This is a genomic window from Pseudomonas mucoides, from assembly GCF_015461845.1.
Lineage (GTDB): Bacteria > Pseudomonadota > Gammaproteobacteria > Pseudomonadales > Pseudomonadaceae > Aquipseudomonas > Aquipseudomonas mucoides.
Genome location: NZ_JACOPW010000003.1, coordinates 114568 through 132566 on the forward strand (window position 1 = coordinate 114568; position 17999 = coordinate 132566).

Consider the following 17999-nt stretch of genomic DNA (forward strand, 5'->3'; position numbering starts at 1 on the left):
TGATCGAAAGATCAGGGCCTTTTTATTTCAGATTCCGGTGCATCCATTCCCAACTCATGCTTGACCAGCGCCAACAGCTTGCCGGTATTGACAGGTTTGAGCAGGAAGTCGACCACGCTCAAGTGCATTGCAGCAATCGCGTCTTGTACATCGGCGTCGCCGGAAACGATGATGATCGGCATGGCCGCCCTTTCCGACTGGCGAACCTGGCGGATCAGGTCCAGGCCATCGATGTGTCCCATGCGCAGATCGGTAATCACCAGGCCGATCGAGGGTTTCTCGTCCAGCATTTTGAGTGCGGTTTCGCCACTGGCGGCGGTCATGCAACGAATACCGTCCAACGCAAGAATCTCCGACAACAGCTCACGCGCGTCTTTATCGTCGTCAACGATCAGCACCCGCTGCGCCGGCAAATCGGGTTCGAGCATGACGGCACTCAGCGCCTCGCGCTCGGCATCACTCAAAATATCGTGGTCGGACATGGCGTTCTCTACGTTTTCAATGCAATCCCCTAGCTCAATCGTCAGACACCGCTAAGCAGACCATCAATGTGCACTTCGTCGGAAAGTATTTCTATAGCCAATGTAGGAGGTTTTTCCCACATTTGCGTCAGACATTTCCTAACTTCCGACACCTGCATGGCCTACCTAGACTTACGTCCAATGGGCACCCCGCACGCAGGGGCGGACGATGACAGCGTCATCCGACAACAACAATTCAAAAAAGACTGCGGTAATGGTTATGAGTAAAACGGACGCCTTCACACAGGCAGGGAAAACCGCCGTATTGCAAAACATCCAGGGCACTTTGCAATTCCTTCAGCGGTTCCCGCCCTTCAATCAGATGGAACACGCTCACCTGGCGTACCTGGTTGAACAATGCCAGCTGCGTTTTTATGCCCCCGGCGACAGCATTATCAAGCCCGCCGATGGCCCGGTTGAATACTTCTACATCGTCAAACAGGGCCGCGTCGTCGGTGAGCGCCCGCACACGGCCAAAGGCGGCACCGAAACCACGTTCGAAATCACCACCGGCGAGTGCTTCCCCCTCGCCGCGTTGTTGGGTGAACGTGCGACCCGCACCGAACACCTCGCCGCCGAAGACACCTTTTGCCTTCAGCTAAACAAGCTGGCGTTCATCAAACTGTTCGCGCTTTCCAGCACCTTTCGCGACTTTGCCCTGCGCGGCGTCAGCAGTCTGCTGGATCAGGTCAACCAGCAAGTCCAGCAAAAAGCCGTGGAAACCCTCGGCACGCAGTACTCGCTGAACACACGCCTGGGCGAATTGGCCATGCGCCACCCGGTGACCTGCAGCCCGGCGACGCCGCTGCGTGAAGCGGTGACGCTGATGCACGAGCAACAGGTCGGCAGCATCGTCGTGGTCGATGAACACAAAGCCCCGCTGGGAATCTTCACCCTGCGCGACCTGCGCCATGTGGTGGCGGCCGGTACCAATGACTTCAATGAAACGATCGAGCGGCACATGACCCAGGCGCCGTTTTTCCTGTCGCCGGACCACAGCGCTTTCGACGCGGCCATCGCCATGACCGAGCGGCACATCGCTCACGTCTGCCTGGTGAAAGATCAGCGCCTGTGCGGCGTGGTCTCGGAACGTGACCTGTTTTCCCTGCAACGGGTGGATCTGGTACACCTGGCACGGACGATTCGCAGCGCCCAGCGCATCGAAAACCTGGTGCTGATGCGTGGCGAGATCGGCCAACTGGTCGAGCGCATGCTGGCTCACGGCGCCTCGTCGACGCAGATCACCCACATTATTACGCTGCTCAACGACCACACCGTGTGCCGGGTGATCGAGCTGACCCTCGCCGATAAAGGTGACCCCGGTGTGCCGTTCAGTTGGTTGTGCTTCGGCAGCGAAGGCCGCCGTGAGCAAACGCTGCATACCGATCAGGACAACGGCATTCTGTTCGAGGCCCGAGACGCCGCGCACGCTGCCGAGATTCGCGGCAAGCTGTTGCCTATTGCCCAGCAGATCAACCAGAGCCTGGCGCTCTGCGGCTTCACGCTGTGTAAGGGCAACATCATGGCTGGCAACCCGGAGTTGTGCTTGTCGCGGGCCGAATGGGCGCGACGGTTTGCGGCGTTTATCCGCGAGGCGACGCCGGAGAACCTGCTGGGCTCGAGCATCTATTTCGACCTGCGCGTGGTCTGGGGCGACGAACAAGGGTGCGAGCAACTGCGTCGCGGGATCCTCGAGCAGGTCGCCGATAACCGGCTGTTCCAGCGGATGCTGGCCGAGAACGCCTTGCGCAATCGTCCGCCCGTGGGGCGTTTCCGTGAGTTCGTACTGGCGCGCAAGAACGGTGAAAAAGCCACGCTGGACCTCAAGGTGCAGGGCCTGACACCATTCGTCGATGGCGCACGGTTGCTGGCATTGGCCCACGGGATCGAGACCAACAATACCCTGGAGCGTTTTCGCCAACTGGTGGCCAAGGAAATCATTCAGCCGCTGGACGGTGCCGCCTATGAAGAGGCGTACCACTTCATTCAGCAAACCCGTATGCAGCAACATCAGCTGCAAACGCGGGAGAACTTGCCCTACTCCAACCGGGTCGATCCGGACAGCCTCAATCATCTGGACCGGCGGATCCTGCGGGAATCCCTGCGCCAGGCGCAACGCCTGCAAAGCAGCCTGGCCCTGCGGTATCAGCTATGAGCCTGTTTTCATGGCTGCGCCCGGCCACGCCGCTGCTGACGGAGGAGTTGCAGCAACGACTCAAGCGCTTGCCATCGGTGACCGAGCTGGGTGAATGCAGCCTGCGTGAACAGCGCTGGGTGGTGCTCGACCTGGAAACCACCGGGCTCAACCTGAACAAAGATCGGGTGTTGTCCATTGGTGCCGTGGTGATCGAGGACGGCGCCATCGACTTCAGCCAGCAGTTCGAACGCACGCTGCAGTGCGCCGACCTGAAGCTCGCGCCCAGCATGCTGATTCATGGCCTCGGCCCCAGCGCCATTGCGGCCGGCAGCGATCCGGCGCAAGCCTTGCTCGACTTCATGGAGTTCCTCGGCGACAGCCCGGTGTTGGCGTTTCATGCGCCGTTCGATCAGCACATGCTGGGCCGCGCGCTGAAAGACCACTTGGGCTACAAGTTGACTCATCCGTTTCTGGACGTGGCAGACATCGCCCCGCTGCTGTGCCCTCAGGCGCACATTCGCGAGGCCGGTCTGGATGAGTGGATCGACTGGTTCAAACTGGAAGTGTTCGAGCGACATAACGCCAGTGCCGACGCGTTGGCGACGGCTGAGCTGGCGTTGATCCTGTTTAGCCGGGCGCGGCAGCAGCAGATTCATAGTCCGTTGAACTTGCAGCAGCGGTTGAGTCAGTGGAAACGCCGGCAACATGCGCCGTCCTTTTAACTATGCAGTGACTTTTCTGGCCTCATCGCGAGCAAGCTCGCTCCCACAGGGAGCGTGGCTTGCCCGCGATGAACGATAACGCGGTCGAACTGCATGCCTACCGCCACAATTCGCCCGACCAGCGCCAATTGCTTACCTTCCCCGCCTCTGCCACAATCGCGAACAATTCTCGTTAGTTAACACTTCCCAATCGGTGATGCTGCGTGTCGTCAATCCAAAGCCCCCACAGTGAGCTCGTTGGTGCGTTATATCGCGACCACCGCGGTTGGCTATTGGCCTGGCTGCGACGTAACGTGGCGTGCCCGCAGCGTGCCGAAGACCTGAGCCAGGACACCTTTGTACGGTTACTGGGCCGCGATGAGCTGAAAGAACCTCGCGAGCCGCGGGCGTTTCTGGTGGCGATTGCCAAAGGCCTGCTGTTCGACTACTTCCGCCGCGCCGCGCTGGAACAGGCCTACCTCACCGAACTGATGCTGCTCCCCGAAGGCGAACAACCGTCGATCGAGGAGCAGCAGTTAATCCTCGAAGACCTCAAAGCCATCGACCGTTTGCTGGGTCAGCTGTCGAGCAAGGCTCGCGCCGCGTTTCTCTATAACCGCCTCGACGGCCTCACCCATGCCGAAATCGCCGAACGACTGGGCGTCTCGGTGCCGCGTGTCCGGCAATACCTGGCCCAGGGGATTCGTCAGTGCTACATCGCGTTGTACGGTGAACCGGTATGAGCCCGGTCAGTTCCAAACCCGTGTCGGCCAAGGTGCTGGATGCAGCGATTGCCTGGCAATTGTCCCTCGACTCCGGCAGCCCGGTGGAGCGCGAAGCGTTCAGCCAGTGGCACGCAGCCCACGAGGAACATGCCCGCGCCTGGCGCCAGTTGGGCATGCTCGACCAGCGTTTCAGCGTCGCCAACGGCCCGGCCCGTACGGCATTGCTGCAATCACGTGAAAGCATTCGCCGCCGCGTGCGCAAACTGGGCAACGGCGTGGCCAGTGTTATCGCAGTGATCGGGCTGGCCTTGTTTGCCGGTGAGCGTTATCTGCCCCTCGACTACTGGCTGGCCGACCAGCGCACCGCCACGGGCGAGCAGCGCACCCTGCGCCTGGCGGACGGCACGCTGCTCAACCTCAACACCCACAGTGCCGTGGACATCCGTTTTGATGAGAAGCGGCGGCGGATCATCCTTCAGGAAGGCGAAATCCTCGTCGAAACCGGTCATGGCGATGCCCGACCGTTTATCGTCGAAACCCGCGAAGGTAGCATGCGCGCCCTCGGGACGTTGTTCCTGGTCAAGCGCGAGGAAGAAGGCACACGTCTGAGCGTGTTGAAGTCCGCTGTCGCCGCGCATCCCGAGTCGAGCGCTGAAGAACAGATTCTGCAAGAAGGTCAGCAAGTGCTGATGCGCAGCAATGGCCTGGGACCGATTGTCGCCGTGAATGCCGGCGCCGATGCGTGGACTCGCGGCATGCTGGTGGTCGATAACGCGCGCCTGAAAGACCTGGTGCACGAACTCGGCCGGTATCGGCCCGGGCACCTGGGGGTTGCGCCCGAGATTGCCGACCTGCGGATCACCGGCAGCTTCCCGCTGCACGACACCGATAAAGCCTTGAGCGCCCTGTTGCCGACCCTGCCGGTGCAGATCGAACAGCACACGCCGTGGTGGGTGACGGTGGCGAAGGCTGACGCCCGGCCTTAAGTGATGATCGCTCCACACTCTGCGTGGGAACGATCATGTCGACAGATCAGCACCCGATTTCTGAATCGAAATTATTTTCATCCAGCCCTATCACTTTTCAATTCTCGTCCGGCACCTAAGCAATTGAGAAATGTTTCCATTCAGGAGCCGCCGTATGTCCCGTTCGCTGAACACCTTGTTGCGCCCCAGTCTGCTGGCAATTGCCATTGCCCTTTGCGCCCCTCTGGCCAGCACTCAGCTGATCGCCGCTGAACAGGCCTCCAGTGTTCACGCCTACAACCTGCCGGCCGCGCCATTGGCCAGCACCCTGAACCAGATCGCCAGCCAGGCCGGCCTGGCGCTGTCGCTGAATCCATCCCTGGCCGCAGGCAAGACCTCGGCGCCGGTGAAGGGGCAGTTCGACGCGGCCGCCGCCCTGCGTGAAGCCTTGCGCGGCACCGGTCTGCAACTGGAACAGAGCAGCGCCGGCACGTACAGCCTGGTCGCCATTCCCGAGGGCACACTGGCCCTGCCGGAAACCGCGGTCATTGGTGTGGAAAATACCGAAAGCGCCTGGGGCCCGGTAGACGGCTACCTCGCCAAACGCACCGCCGCTGGCACCAAGACCGATACCGCGCTGGTCGAAGCACCGCGCTCGATTTCCGTCGTGACTCGCGAGCAAATGGACGACCGCAACGTCCAGAACCTCGATGACGCCGTACGCTACATGCCCGGCACCACCGCCAGTAGCTACGGCAGCGACACCCGCGCCGACTGGTTGCGCGTGCGTGGTTTCGAACCGACCCAGTTCCTCGACGGCCTGCCCCTGCCTAAAGGCGTGTACGCCAACCCGAAACAGGAAACCTGGAACCTCGATCGCCTCGCCGTGCTGCGCGGCCCGGCGTCTTCAGTGTACGGCCAGACCCCGCCGGGCGGCCTGCTTGACATGGTCAGCCGCCGCCCATCAGCGGTGGATAGCCACGAGATCGAGGTGCAATACGGCAGCGACAACCATCGCCAGATCAACTTCGCCAGCACCGGCAAGATCGATGACGAAGGCCAGTTTCTCTACGGATTGAGCGGCGTGGTGCGCGACAGCGATACGCAGATAGACCACGTCGAGAACAAGCGCTACAACATCGCGCCGAGCCTGACCTGGAACATCGACGAAGACACCCGGTTCACCCTGCTGACCCAGTTCACCCGTGACGATACCGGCATCACCAGCCAGTTCCTGCCGGTGCAAGGCACCAAAATCGACATGCCGTTCGGCGATATTTCCCATCACAAGAACCTCGGTGATCCGGACTGGGAATACTACGACCGCACCTACTACGCGCTGGGCTATGCGTTCGAACATCGTCTGAACGACGTGTGGCAATTCCGGCAGAACCTGCGTTACACCAAGTCGGACCTGTCGTTCCAGGCCGTCACCGTTGGCTCGTATCCGTTCACCCAGGTGGATGACGCCGGCAACGTGGGCCGCTCCACCACCAGCGTCGAAGAAGACATCAGCCAGTTCGCCGTGGACAACAACTTCCAGGCCGACTTCGCCACCGGCGAAGTGAATCACACCGTGCTGCTGGGTCTCGACCACCAGCGCAGCAACACCAACTACCTCTCCATTTTCGGCAGCGCACCGCCGATCAACGTCAACAACCCGATCCATGGCTTGCCGATCGAGCGTCCGGACCGTTCCACCGCGTTCTACGACTATGACCAGAAGACCTACCAGACCGGCCTGTACGTGCAGGACCAAATGGCCCTCGATCAATGGCGCCTGACCCTCGGCGGCCGTGAAGACTGGGTGCACACCGGCACCAAGTTCTTCAACAAGGGCGATGCCACCAACACCGAGCGCGACAAGAATTTCAGCGGCAACGCAGCGATCAGCTATGTGTTTGATTCGGGCTTTGTGCCGTACCTGTCGTACGCCGAATCCTTCCAGCCGACCACCGGTGCAGCGGCCTCGTCCACTGAATCGTTCAAACCCACCGAAGGCAAACAGTGGGAACTGGGCATCAAGTACCAGCCGCCCGGCAGCAATACCCTGCTGACCGCTGCAATCTACGACCTGACCCAGAAAAACGTCTCCGTCACCACCACCGTCGGCGCCACGCCAATTACCAGCCAGACCGGTGAAGTCAAAGTCAAAGGCCTGGAACTGGAAGCGGTTTCCGACGTGACCGAAAACCTCAAGCTCATCGCCGCGTACACCCTGGCCAAATCCGAAGTGCAGGATGGCGACTTCAAAGGCAATCGCCTGCAGCTGATGCCTAACCAACAGGCCTCGCTGTGGACTGACTACACCTGGCACAACGGCGTGCTGGACGGCTTCGGCGTAGGCGCCGGCGTTCGCTACACCGGCAATACCTACGGTGACCAGGCCAACACCGAACTGGGCAAGGCAGATGCCTACACCGTGTTCGACGCCGCCCTTCATTACGACCTCGGCCGCCTGGACAACACCCTGAAAGGTGCGTCCCTGGCGCTGAACGCCACCAACCTGTTCGACAAGGACTACATCTCGACTTGTGACAGTTTCTACTGCTACTACGGTGACCAGCGCAGCGTCGTCGCCAGTGCAACCTACAAGTGGTAATCGTCTGACCTGACATGCCCCACAACCAGGCCGTCCTCTTCAGGACGGCTTTGGTATTTCTGAAGGCCTGGAAATGAAAAGTAAAACAATTCGCCGCTGGTCCTTCGTCCACACCTGGACCAGCCTGATCTGCACGGTCTTGCTGCTGATGCTGGCATTGACCGGGTTGCCGTTGATCTTCCACCACGAGATCGACCATCTGCTGGGCGATGCCGCCGAGTTGAAGTCGATGCCGGCGGACACGCCGAGGCTGGACTTGCAGCAGTTGGTGCAGGCGGCTGAAAAGCACCGCCCCGGCGAAGTCATGCAGTATTTCGGTTTTGAGGACGACGAGCCCAACGGCGCCGTTACGATCATGGCGGCAACCGCCGGCACCGAGCCGAACGCCTCGCACACCTTCATGCTCGATGCCCGCACCGGTGAAGCCGTGGAAATGCCCTCGGCCAATGGCGGTTTCATGATGGTGATGCTGCGCCTGCACGTGGACATGTTTGCCGGTCTGCCGGGCAAGTTGCTGCTGGCGTTCATGGGGTTGATGTTTGTGGCGGCCATCATTTCCGGGACGGTGCTGTATTTGCCGTTTATGCGTCGTTTGAAGTTCGCCACCGTGCGCCAGGACAAATCCACCCGCCTGCGTTGGCTGGATCTGCACAACCTGATTGGTGTGGTCACACTGACCTGGGCGCTGGTCGTCGGCGTCACCGGCGTGATCAGCGCCTGTGCCGACCTGCTGATTGCTGCCTGGCGCAACGACAGCCTGACCGCGATGGTCGCGCCGTACCGCGACGCGCCACCACTGACGCACCTCGCACCGGCGAGCCGTCTGCTCGACATTGCCACGGAGGTGGCACCGGACATGACGCCCGATTTCATCGCCTTCCCTGGCACGCGGTTTTCCAGCGAACACCATTACGCCGTGTTCATGAAAGGCAGCACCCACCTGACTTCGCATTTGCTGACACCGGTGCTGATCGACGCCAGCACCCTGCAAGTCACGGCGGTGGCTGAAAGACCGTGGTACATGGACGCCATGGGCATGTCGCAGCCCCTGCACTTTGGCGACTACGGCGGCCTGCCGATGAAGATCCTGTGGGCGACCCTCGACGTGCTGACCATCATCGTGCTCGGCAGCGGGGTTTACCTGTGGGTGGTGCGGCGCAAAGCGGCAAAACCTGTGCTCGAACCTGCCGAGGCTCATGCATGAAGCGCAGGCAATCGAACTTCTGGAAGGTCTTCGGCACGCCCGCGTTCATCGCCTTGCTCAGCGCCGCCGGATTGTTCGCCGCGCTGTTGGGTGATGGCGTGTGGGACGCCCTGAGCTGGCTCGGCCTGGGCGTGCCCGCCTTCTTTGCCCTGCGCGGCCTGCTGCAACGCCACTGAACTATGTAGGAGCGAGCTTGAGCTATCGGGTCAACGCGCTATGCTGCCCGACACTGCCACCGACCGAGACGTTGCCATGTCCGCCCCCAGCATGACCCTGTACCACAACTCGCTATCGCCCTTCGTTCGTAAAGTCATGGTGCTGCTGCACGAGACCGGTCAGACCGGCCGCGTGGCGTTGCAGGACTGTGTGCTCACGCCGGTCAACCCGGACCAGTCACTCAACGAAGACAACCCGCTGGGCAAAATTCCCGCCCTGCGCCTGGCCGACGGCAGTGTCATCCATGACAGCCGGGTGATCCTCGATTACCTCGATCACCAGCACGTCGGCAACCCGCTGATTCCGCGCGAAGGCTCGGCCCGCTGGCGGCGCCTGACCCTGGCCTCCCTGGCCGACGGGATCATGGACGCGTCGGTGTTGGTTCGTTACGAAATGGTCCTGCGCGACCCGCAGAAGCACTGGGACGAGTATCTGGATGCCCAGCGCGACAAGATTCGTCGCGGGTTGGCATTGCTCGAAAAAGACGCGATTGCCGAGCTGACCAGCCATTTCGATGTGGCGGCGATCAGCGTGGCCTGTGCGCTGGGCTACATCGACTTGCGCCATCCGGATCTGGAATGGCGCGAGGCGAATCCGCAGTTGGCGGCGTGGTATTTCGAGGTAAGTCAGCGGCCTTCGATGTTGGCGACGATGCCTAAGGTTTAGATTTTCGCTGACTGCACTGGCCTCATCGCGAGCAAGCTCGCTCCCACATTTGTTCTTTGGTGTGCGCAGATTTTGTGTTAACTGGAGATCCCCTGTGGGAGCGAGCTTGCTCGCGATGGCACCACACCGAATCCACCGGAAACAGCTCAAAAATCAGCGTCGCCAATACCTCCCCTTCACGCTGATCCTCACGCAACCCAATCGACCGGCTCATTCCACCGCCCCCAGATCAAACACCATCGGCTTGGCGCTTTTCTGCCCGATCCCGTACCAGTCCAGCTTGCGGGTCAGCACCATGAACACCCCGAGCAACCCGAACAGCAACAACGAGCCCATCAGCAACGCGTAATCCTCGGCACTCAGCAAGCCATAGAGCAAGCCGTACAACGCCGCCAACCCCGCCGAAAAACTCAAGCCATGGCGCACGCTGCGCAGCACATGGCAGACATAGAACCCGATCAACAACACACAGCCCGCCGACGACAACAGATACGCCAGGGCAAAACCAATGTGCTCGGACAGCGACAGCAACAACAGATAGAAGAACGCCAAAGCCACGCCGACCAACGCGTATTGCACCGGGTGCACCGCCAGGCTTTTCAGCACTTCGAACAGGAAGAACCCAGCGAAGGTCAGGACGATAAACAGCAAGGCGTATTTGATCGCCCGATCACTCTTCAGATATTGATCCACCGGATCGATAAAGCTCACGCCGAAACTGCGCCCGTTGTACGCCTCGCAACCACCGCCGGACACACAACTGCTCAGCGCTTCTTGCAGGTTGGTGGAGAAAAACGAGGTCTGCCAGTTGGCCGTAAAACCTTGATCGGTGACTTCACGCTGGGCCGGCAGGTAGTTGCCGATAAAGCTCGGATGCGGCCAGTTCGCGCTCAGCGAGACTTTGCTGGTCTTGCCCACCGGCAAAATTTGCAACTGCCCGGTGCCCTGCAACCGCAGGTCAAAACCGAAGGCCAGTTCCGTGACTCGTTTAGTGTCCAAAGCCGGTAGCGTCACGTGTACGCCTTCACCCAGCCAACCCACCTGACTGCCCGGAACGAAGTCCAGCGTCTGGCCATTCAGGTCCAGCTTCAACGCATTTTCGATGCCACGAATGTCGCTGATACCCACCGCCAGGAACGGCTGGTCGAACCGGTAATCCGCGAAGTCTTCCTTGATGCCCCATTGCGCCGGCACCGAGAAATGCCCGCTGATGTGGTTTTCCGCGTGGAACAGGCGCGCCTCGTAAATGCCTCGCGAGCGCAGCTCGGTCTGGATCTGGCCATCGAGCTCGAAACGCTCTGGCAGGAAGTACAAACGACCGCGCTCTTCGCCGATGTCCTGGTAGCGCTGGTTGGTTTTCTCGTTGAGCTTCCAGGTGCGCACCACTTTGCGATACGGCACCACCATCAGCGGGCCGCTCAGTTGCTGGCTGAAGCTGGCGCTGCGGGCGATGTCTTCGAGTACACCGTCACGCCGTTGCTGGCGGTCCTGGATGAGGCCGTTGATCATCAAGAGCGGAATCAGTAGCAACAAAATCAGAAGGGCAATGGCCCCGAGTTTTAGGGTCAGGCTGCGGTTCATGGGACTCTCCCTGTTTGGATGGGGAGAGTCTGGGAGGGCTGTGTGGGGGATTTATGGGGGGAATGTGGAGATTATGTGGAGACTGCACCGCCCCCTGTGGGAGCGAGCCTGCTCGCGATGGCAACGACTCGGTCCTAAACCAGGCGCAACCTGACCTCAACACCACCTTCGACATTGCCAATGCTCAATGTCCCGCCATGCAACTGGACCACTTCTTCGACAAAATTAAGCCCCAGCCCAGTGCTTTTGCGACCACTGTCCGGACGCGGCAATGAGTAAAACCGCTCGCTCAGACGCGGCAAGGCATAGTCAGGAATCGCCTCCGCCTGGTTAAACAGCCTGAACTCAATCTGCTCCCCAATTCGCTCGGCGCTAAAACGCAGCACACCCTGAACCGGGGTGAAATCCAGCGCATTCTCCAACAAATTCCCCAACGCCTGACGCAACAGAAACGGCTCACCGGTTAGCGTCAGGTCCGCCGAAATCCGTTGCTCCACACGCAACTGCTTACCCTCGATCCGAGCCGCCTGAGCCTTCAACACTTCATCCACCAACCCGGCCAACGGCACCGCTACCCGTTCCTCCAGACCTTGCCGCTGTTCGACTTGAGCCAGGTTCAGCAGCCGCTCAATCAACTGCTGCATCCGCACACTTTCGCTATCGATATTGCTGACGAACCGCTGCTGCTGCGCCAACGGCATCTCGCCTTGCAGCAATTCCGCCGCCCCGCGAATCGCCGCCAACGGGCTCTTCAACTCATGGGTCAGCGTGTGCACATAACGCTCGACGTAGGCCTTGCCTTCGAGCTGCGTGCGCATGTGCTCCACCGCTGTCGCCAGTTGCTCCAGCTCACCGCCGCGATAATGCGGCACCTCGACCCGACGGCCGTCACTCACCGCTTGCGCATACGCGGTCAACCGGCGCAGTGCCGCGCTCAACCACCATGACAACAACGCTCCGAACAACAGACCAAGACCGATCAACCCGGCGCCATAGGCCAGCAATCTTCGTTCGGTGCGATCGACGTAAGGCTGCAACGAGCTGTTGGGCTTGGCCACGGTGACCACGCCGATGATCTGGCCGTTGTCGCGGATCGGTGCACCGACGTGCATCACCGAAGAGTGGGCGTCGTTCGGGTCGCTACGCGTGGAGCGAGCGCCGTATTCGCCGCGCAGGGTCAGGTAAACGTCATTCCAGCGCGAGTAATCCTGCCCCACCGCCGCCCCGCTGGAGTCCAGCACCACGATGCCTTTGGCGTCGGTGACGTAGATGCGGTGATTGACCTGATTCTTCGACAAGCCCCAGATGCTGGCTTTCGGTTGCCGCTCGCCGTAGGCCTTGAGCAACTCGGGCCAGCGATTCTGGTTGAGGGTCCCGGCCTTGAAGTCGTCGCGCAGGATTTCGGCCATCAGGTTGGCCGTGTCGACCAGGGTTTCTTCGGTGGACTGGCGCACACCGGGGCGGATTTCTTCCATCACGGTGTTGAGCACGAAGTAACCGGTCAGGCCGATGAACAACACATAGACCAGAAAAATCCGGATCCCCAGCGGCATCAGCTGTGCCCCGGGCTGTAGCTGTAGCCGAGGCCGCGATGGGTCTGGATCGGCTCCGCGTCTGCCCGTACCAGACGCAATTTGGCGCGCACGCTCTTGATGTGGCTGTCGATGCTGCGCTCGTAACCGGCATCGGCGGCGATGCCCAGCGCATCCAGCAATTGCTCGCGACTGAACACCCGCTCGGGTTGTTCCAGCAGGCATTGCAGCAGGCGGAATTCGTGACGGGTCAGGCTCAGCGGCTGACCGCGATAATTGATTTGCACCCGTTCGTTGTCGATCCGAAACAACGCCGATGAGGATTCGGCCACCGTCCTTGGCGCCATGCGTTTGAGAATGGCCCGGACCCGCGCGGCGACTTCCCGCGGGCTGAACGGCTTGACCACGTAATCGTCGGCACCGATTTCCAGGCCGACCACACGATCGATTTCGGCATCGCGGGCACTGAGAAAAATCACCGGCACTTCGCTGAAACGGCGCAATTGCTTGCAGGTCTCGAAGCCGCTGATGTCGGGCAAACCAATGTCGAGAATGATCAAATCGGCTGGCATGGCACGCTGATGATCCAGCGCTGCCGCGCCCAGGCTCAGCCAGGTCGTGGTGAAGCCTTCACCCTGTAACGCGAAAACCAGGGTGTCGGCAATCGCCGCTTCGTCTTCGACAATCAAGATATGAGGCATGGCGTCCTGGCCCGGTTATGAAGTGGGCGAACGGTGCCCCAAGGCTCACGTCACGTCAATGAGACCACTTGAATTCAGCAATCGGGTTTGTCGGCGGTAAAACGGCGTGCCGGGTTCACCGCCGCGCCGAATTCACGCAAGGCTTTGGCGCCGATCAGCAAAGGGTAGTTGAAGCTGCTGCGGTCGGTCAGGTTGACCTCGACGGTGCGCTTGACGTTGCCCAGGCACAGCTCCAGATCGACCACCGGACGCTTGGTGGGCTCGGTCGCCTCCTTGTCATCGTCCTCTTCTTCGGAACGGGTCTTGATCTTGCTGATCCGCGCGACCTTGTGTTCGTAGACCTTGTTGCTGGCGTCCTTGGTGGCAAGGCGAAAACGTACCCAGTCTTCGCCGTCGCGGGTGAAGGTTTCGATGTCCTTGGCCGACAGCGACGCGGTCAGGGCACCGGTGTCCATCTTGGCCTTGAGCACTTCGCCGCCGATTTCCGGCAGTGCGATGTATTCGTAACGCCCGTACAGGGTCGGCTCGGCGGCCAGGACTGGCAGGGCCATCAGGGAAAGCAGTGCGAGGATCGATTTCACGTAATGGGCATCCATAAGGAGTGGGCAGCGGGATTTTAGACCGTTGTCGAGTAGATCGTTCCCACGCTCTGCGTGGGAGCGAGCGTGTCGCAAGATTAACGCCCCAAAGGTGAAACATTCGTCACCCCCGATTTGGCCTCCCGCCCGAAGCTGCTTATCATGGCGCGCCCACATGATCCCAAGAGTTACTTATGCGCCGCCTGCTCACCGGCTGTTTCGTCACCCTGCTGCTGTTGCTCAACACCCTGGTCCTGATCGGGCCGCTGATGGTATTTGCCCTGCTCAAACTGGTCCTGCCCGGTCGCTATCGCGACTACGCCTCATGGGCCGTGATGTGGATCGCCGAGACCTGGGCCGAGATCGACAAACTGATCTTCCGTCTATGCATCCCGACCCGCTGGGACATCCGCGGCGGCGAAGGCCTGCGCGTCGACACGTCTTACCTGGTGATCAGCAACCATCAATCCTGGGTTGATATCCCGGCGTTGATCCAGACCCTCAACCGGCGCACGCCGTTCTTCAAGTTCTTCCTCAAGAAAGAGCTGATCTGGGTGCCGTTCCTGGGGTTGGCATGGTGGGCGCTGGATTACCCGTTCATGAAGCGTTACACCAAGGCCTACCTGGCCAGGCACCCGGAGTTGGCCGGCAAGGATCTGGAGATCACCAAAGCGGCGTGCGAGCTGTTCAAGCGTCAGCCGGTGACGGTGGTCAACTACCTCGAAGGCACTCGCTACACCGCCGCGAAAAGCGCCCAGCAGCAATCACCCTTCACTCACCTGCTTCGGCCCAAGGCAGGCGGCGTGGCGTTTGTGCTGGCGGCATTGGGCGAACAGCTGGATGCCGTGCTCGATGTGACGGTGGTGTATCCGCAACAGGCGATTCCGGGGTTCTGGGATTTGATCAGCGGTAATGTGCCGAGGGTCATCATCGACATCAAGACCCGCGAACTAGACCCCGCGCTGTGGCAAGGCGATTACGAAAACGATCCGCTGTTTCGCGAAAAAATCCAGAACTGGGTCAACCAGCTCTGGATCGAAAAAGACCAGCGTATCGACGCATTGCGCGCCGAGCGCCGTTGAATCAACTGCCGGTGCCAGCGCCCCAGATCCCGCCCAGGCTTTCCAGCAACGAGCCACCAACGCCCTGCTGACCGAGGTATTGCAACAGCACCGGGGCAAACTGGCCGATCATGCCGCTGTCCATGCCCAACTCGCTAAAAGCGTTGTTCAGATCATTGGTGTTCTTCACGGCACCCAAGGCATTGTCCAGACCGGCCGCCTTGCCGGAAGACCCAAGCAGGCCGGCCAGCGCGCCCAGCTCACCGCCGCCGGACAACTTGTCGATGCCCGGAACGCTTTTGGCCAGTTCCGAGTAATCGGTCGAGCTCAACTGATTCTTCGCCAGCCCCAGCATCGCCCCAGTCCCGCCGACGGCCTGTTGTGGTGTCACGTTCAATTGGCTGAGCGCGCTCAACAAACCGGCCGTTTCTGAAGTCGGCGCCGCGGCGGCGGCTGTATTACCGCCCTGCATGCTTGAGGCCGCTTTAGTCACGTCGTCCAGGCTGAAGCCTGCGAAGACCGGGCTGGCCGCAAGGGTCATCAGCGAAGCCAGTGCAAAACCGCGTGAAATCTTCATCCAGACATCCTCTTGTGCCATGAAAACCGCCTGTGAGCGGACGGGAAAACTGCCGGTTTGACCGGGGTTTTGGCGGTGTTGTTCCTGCTGGCGTTGCCATTTTTTTCGCTGTAACTAAGCAAGACCAGTAGCAATGAAAACATCAATGTCTGTCTCAAATTATAAAAAGGTTATTTATTACGCCGAACCTTCATAAAAAACTGTTAGATCTGACAGTAGCCAACCACCATCGCACAACTTAATCTCCCAGTTGCAGGGGATACCGTAACGTATGACATCGTCCCAGGTGATAACGGCCGGTACTACGCGACAAACATTCAAATAGTTAGACGCAAAAAACCCAATTAACTTGAGTTAGCTCTGACAGTCGGCACTTAGCTACCTGCCTATAACTTCACAACTCCACAGCACTCAACATTACTTGTGTGCCGCATGGACATTAAACACACAAGGAGAGCGTTTTGCGCACAACTATTATTTCAAGCACCTTTGCGATTCTGACCATCAGCAACTTCGCCTACGCAGACACCTGTCCTGATCCATCAACTTTCAAACAGGCAGACAACGTTTTTACCGCAAAAGACAAGTCGGGCCGGATCTGGAAAGGTGAGTACTGGCAGACCGAAGCCCCCTCTTTCAGCTTCGAAAGCGCGGCCTACATCACCGAAGACGAAGGCGAGGACGGCCTCCCCATAACCGTCAGTCAAATGAGCTGTCGCTACGGGAAAATAGCGATGGTTCTCGATAATGTGAAAGATTGGAAGCCAGCACCTGGAGTTTGGGACAAATCAAATCACTGCACGAAGTCCATCAGCGAGTGCTCATTCAACAGCAGCAATAAATAAAAAAGGGCGACATCTCTGTCGCCCTTCTCCCGTCTTGCGTAACGCTTACGCCGCGCTGAACAGTTTGTGCGGATCGATCACAAACTTCTTCGGCACGCCCGCATCGAACTCGCCGTAACCACGTGGCGCGTCATCCAGGCTGATGACTTCCACGCCAACGATGTCGGCAATGTGAATGCGGTCCCACATGATCGCCTGCATCAGTTGGCGGTTGTACTTCATCACCGGCGTCTGGCCGGTGTGGAAGCTGTGGGATTTGGCCCAGCCCAGACCAAAGCGAATGCTCAGGCTGCCCATTTTCGCGGCGGCATCTACAGCACCCGGGTCTTCAGTCACATAGAGGCCTGGAATACCGATTTTACCGGCGACACGAACCACCCCCATCAGCGAATTGAGCACGGTGGCAGGGGCCTCGTGTTTCACGCCGTCATGGCCGTGACCGCGCGCTTCGAAGCCTACGGCGTCGACAGCGCAATCCACTTCCGGCTCGCCCAGCAGCGCAGCGATTTGTTCGTGCAGCGGCGTGTCCAGGGACAGATCGGCGATTTCGAAACCTTGCGCCTTGGCGTGGGCCAGGCGAACGGTGTTGACGTCACCGATGATCACCACTGCCGCGCCCAACAGGCGAGCGGAAGCGGCGGCTGCCAGACCGACCGGACCGGCACCCGCGATGTACACGGTGCTGCCTGGGCCAACACCCGCCGTCACGGCGCCGTGGTAACCGGTGGGCAGGATGTCGGAGAGGCAGGTCAGGTCGCGGATTTTTTCCATCGCGCGATCGCGATCCGGCAGTTTCAGCAGGTTGAAGTCGGCGTACGGCACCATCGCGTATTCGGCCTGGCCGCCGGTCCAGTCGCCCATATCGACATAACCATAAGCACCGCCCGGACGGGCCGGGTTGACGCTGAGGCAGACACCGGTGTGCATCTCTTTGCAGGAACGGCAGCGCCCGCAAGCGACGTTGAACGGTACGGACACCAGATCGCCGATTTGCAGGTTTTCGACGTCGCTGCCCTTCTCGATGACTTCGCCGGTGATCTCGTGGCCGAGCACCAGACCGGTCTGAGCGGTGGTACGGCCGCGCACCATGTGCTGGTCGGAACCACAGATGTTGGTGGAAACCACACGCAGGATGACAGCGTGATTAATCTTCCTGCCGCGCGGGTCCTGCATTTTCGGATAGTCGATTTTCTGTATTTCGACTTTGCCATTGCCGAGATACACCACACCACGATTGCCAGACATGCTTTCACCTCGCTGTTGTTTTTATGTAGCGGTCGCGTCGCCATGGAGCGGCGGCGCGTTGATTGCTCGGGTTATTGCCTGTGTGTCTTTGCTTTGTCTGTTGGGGCCTCATCGCGGGCAAGCCCGCTCCCACAGTGGCAGC

General features: G+C 60.1%; 17 protein-coding genes. 10 read left to right on the forward strand and 7 right to left on the reverse strand.

The window, feature by feature from the left end; translation table 11 throughout:
- Positions 1-11: 11 nt before the first annotated feature.
- Positions 12-482: a response regulator gene (locus tag H8F22_RS15390; RefSeq protein WP_059182053.1), complete on the reverse strand. Its 471-nt coding sequence runs from the start codon at positions 480-482 to the stop codon at positions 12-14.
- A gap of 253 nt (positions 483-735) precedes the next feature.
- Here H8F22_RS15390 and H8F22_RS15395 point away from each other — a divergent pair, with 253 nt between their 5' ends.
- The 8 genes from H8F22_RS15395 to H8F22_RS15430 all read left to right on the forward strand — a co-directional run bounded on the left by H8F22_RS15395 (position 736) and on the right by H8F22_RS15430 (position 9737).
- The gene (locus H8F22_RS15395) at positions 736-2676 is read left to right on the forward strand and encodes a putative nucleotidyltransferase substrate binding domain-containing protein (protein WP_027926684.1); all 1941 of its coding nucleotides are present in this window, start codon (positions 736-738) and stop codon (positions 2674-2676) included.
- The gene (locus tag H8F22_RS15400) at positions 2673-3380 is read left to right on the forward strand and encodes a 3'-5' exonuclease (RefSeq protein WP_027926683.1); all 708 of its coding nucleotides are present in this window, start codon (positions 2673-2675) and stop codon (positions 3378-3380) included. The genes H8F22_RS15395 and H8F22_RS15400 overlap by 4 nt, the downstream gene beginning before the upstream one ends.
- A gap of 203 nt (positions 3381-3583) precedes the next feature.
- The gene (locus H8F22_RS15405) at positions 3584-4102 is read left to right on the forward strand and encodes an RNA polymerase sigma factor (protein WP_194940423.1); all 519 of its coding nucleotides are present in this window, start codon (positions 3584-3586) and stop codon (positions 4100-4102) included.
- On the forward strand, positions 4099-5070 hold the full coding sequence (locus H8F22_RS15410) for a FecR domain-containing protein (RefSeq protein ID WP_027926681.1): 972 nt from the start codon (positions 4099-4101) through the stop codon (positions 5068-5070). Before H8F22_RS15405 ends, H8F22_RS15410 begins: the two co-directional genes overlap by 4 nt.
- A 154-nt stretch (positions 5071-5224) precedes the next feature.
- Positions 5225-7651, forward strand: coding sequence for a TonB-dependent siderophore receptor (locus H8F22_RS15415; RefSeq protein WP_059182051.1), 2427 nt, complete (start codon positions 5225-5227; stop codon positions 7649-7651).
- Positions 7652-7724: 73 nt separating this feature from the next.
- Positions 7725-8855 (forward strand): PepSY-associated TM helix domain-containing protein, encoded by a 1131-nt coding sequence (locus H8F22_RS15420; protein WP_194940424.1) that lies wholly within the window; start codon positions 7725-7727, stop codon positions 8853-8855.
- Positions 8852-9031, forward strand: a complete 180-nt coding sequence (locus tag H8F22_RS15425; RefSeq protein ID WP_027926678.1) for a hypothetical protein — start codon at positions 8852-8854, stop codon at positions 9029-9031. The genes H8F22_RS15420 and H8F22_RS15425 overlap by 4 nt, the downstream gene beginning before the upstream one ends.
- Positions 9032-9107: 76 nt before the next feature.
- Entirely contained in the window at positions 9108-9737 is a 630-nt protein-coding gene (locus tag H8F22_RS15430) for a glutathione S-transferase family protein (protein WP_027926677.1), read from the forward strand.
- 210 nt (positions 9738-9947) lie between these two features.
- On the opposite strand, the gene creD is transcribed toward H8F22_RS15430, so the two are convergent.
- The 4 genes from creD to rloA2 form a co-directional block, all read right to left on the reverse strand.
- Positions 9948-11318: a cell envelope integrity protein CreD gene (creD, locus tag H8F22_RS15435; RefSeq protein ID WP_059182050.1), complete on the reverse strand. Its 1371-nt coding sequence runs from the start codon at positions 11316-11318 to the stop codon at positions 9948-9950.
- Positions 11319-11452: 134 nt separating this feature from the next.
- A complete protein-coding gene (gene creC / locus H8F22_RS15440; protein ID WP_194940425.1) occupies positions 11453-12871 on the reverse strand; it encodes a two-component system sensor histidine kinase CreC in 1419 nt (472 codons plus the stop codon).
- Positions 12871-13551 carry a two-component system response regulator CreB gene (gene creB, locus H8F22_RS15445; RefSeq protein WP_027926674.1) on the reverse strand — a complete coding sequence of 227 codons (681 nt, stop codon included), beginning with the start codon at positions 13549-13551 and terminating at the stop codon, positions 12871-12873. The genes creC and creB overlap by 1 nt, the downstream gene beginning before the upstream one ends.
- A gap of 74 nt (positions 13552-13625) precedes the next feature.
- Positions 13626-14132 carry a retropepsin-like aspartic peptidase RloA2 gene (gene rloA2, locus H8F22_RS15450; RefSeq protein ID WP_194940426.1) on the reverse strand — a complete coding sequence of 169 codons (507 nt, stop codon included), beginning with the start codon at positions 14130-14132 and terminating at the stop codon, positions 13626-13628.
- A gap of 191 nt (positions 14133-14323) precedes the next feature.
- Here rloA2 and H8F22_RS15455 point away from each other — a divergent pair, with 191 nt between their 5' ends.
- Complete coding sequence (locus H8F22_RS15455) at positions 14324-15211, forward strand: acyltransferase (protein WP_027926672.1); 888 nt, start codon at positions 14324-14326, stop codon at positions 15209-15211.
- 1 nt (position 15212) lies between these two features.
- Here the strand turns inward: H8F22_RS15455 and H8F22_RS15460 are convergent, their stop codons facing one another.
- Positions 15213-15767, reverse strand: a complete 555-nt coding sequence (locus H8F22_RS15460) for a DUF2780 domain-containing protein (protein WP_027926671.1) — start codon at positions 15765-15767, stop codon at positions 15213-15215.
- Between the two features lie 461 nt (positions 15768-16228).
- Between H8F22_RS15460 and H8F22_RS15465 the strand changes: the two genes are divergently transcribed.
- Entirely contained in the window at positions 16229-16612 is a 384-nt protein-coding gene (locus tag H8F22_RS15465) for a DUF3757 domain-containing protein (protein ID WP_194940427.1), read from the forward strand.
- 45 nt (positions 16613-16657) lie between these two features.
- Here the strand turns inward: H8F22_RS15465 and fdhA are convergent, their stop codons facing one another.
- Positions 16658-17857, reverse strand: coding sequence for a formaldehyde dehydrogenase, glutathione-independent (fdhA, locus tag H8F22_RS15470; protein WP_007947729.1), 1200 nt, complete (start codon positions 17855-17857; stop codon positions 16658-16660).
- Between the last annotated feature and the right edge of the window lie 142 nt (positions 17858-17999).

Excerpts from the sequence above, each read along its gene's own strand:
- H8F22_RS15390 (WP_059182053.1), bottom strand. The coding sequence starts at position 482 with ATGTCCGACCACGATATTTTGAGTGATGCCGAGCGCGAGGCGCTGAGT.
- H8F22_RS15395 (WP_027926684.1), top strand. The coding sequence starts at position 736 with ATGGTTATGAGTAAAACGGACGCCTTCACACAGGCAGGGAAAACCGCC.
- H8F22_RS15400 (WP_027926683.1), top strand. The coding sequence starts at position 2,673 with ATGAGCCTGTTTTCATGGCTGCGCCCGGCCACGCCGCTGCTGACGGAG.
- H8F22_RS15410 (WP_027926681.1), top strand. The coding sequence starts at position 4,099 with ATGAGCCCGGTCAGTTCCAAACCCGTGTCGGCCAAGGTGCTGGATGCA.
- H8F22_RS15415 (WP_059182051.1), top strand. The coding sequence starts at position 5,225 with ATGTCCCGTTCGCTGAACACCTTGTTGCGCCCCAGTCTGCTGGCAATT.
- H8F22_RS15420 (WP_194940424.1), top strand. The coding sequence starts at position 7,725 with ATGAAAAGTAAAACAATTCGCCGCTGGTCCTTCGTCCACACCTGGACC.
- H8F22_RS15425 (WP_027926678.1), top strand. The coding sequence starts at position 8,852 with ATGAAGCGCAGGCAATCGAACTTCTGGAAGGTCTTCGGCACGCCCGCG.
- H8F22_RS15430 (WP_027926677.1), top strand. The coding sequence starts at position 9,108 with ATGTCCGCCCCCAGCATGACCCTGTACCACAACTCGCTATCGCCCTTC.
- creD (WP_059182050.1), bottom strand. The coding sequence starts at position 11,318 with ATGAACCGCAGCCTGACCCTAAAACTCGGGGCCATTGCCCTTCTGATT.
- creC (WP_194940425.1), bottom strand. The coding sequence starts at position 12,871 with ATGCCGCTGGGGATCCGGATTTTTCTGGTCTATGTGTTGTTCATCGGC.
- creB (WP_027926674.1), bottom strand. The coding sequence starts at position 13,551 with ATGCCTCATATCTTGATTGTCGAAGACGAAGCGGCGATTGCCGACACC.
- H8F22_RS15455 (WP_027926672.1), top strand. The coding sequence starts at position 14,324 with ATGCGCCGCCTGCTCACCGGCTGTTTCGTCACCCTGCTGCTGTTGCTC.
- H8F22_RS15460 (WP_027926671.1), bottom strand. The coding sequence starts at position 15,767 with ATGAAGATTTCACGCGGTTTTGCACTGGCTTCGCTGATGACCCTTGCG.
- fdhA (WP_007947729.1), bottom strand. The coding sequence starts at position 17,857 with ATGTCTGGCAATCGTGGTGTGGTGTATCTCGGCAATGGCAAAGTCGAA.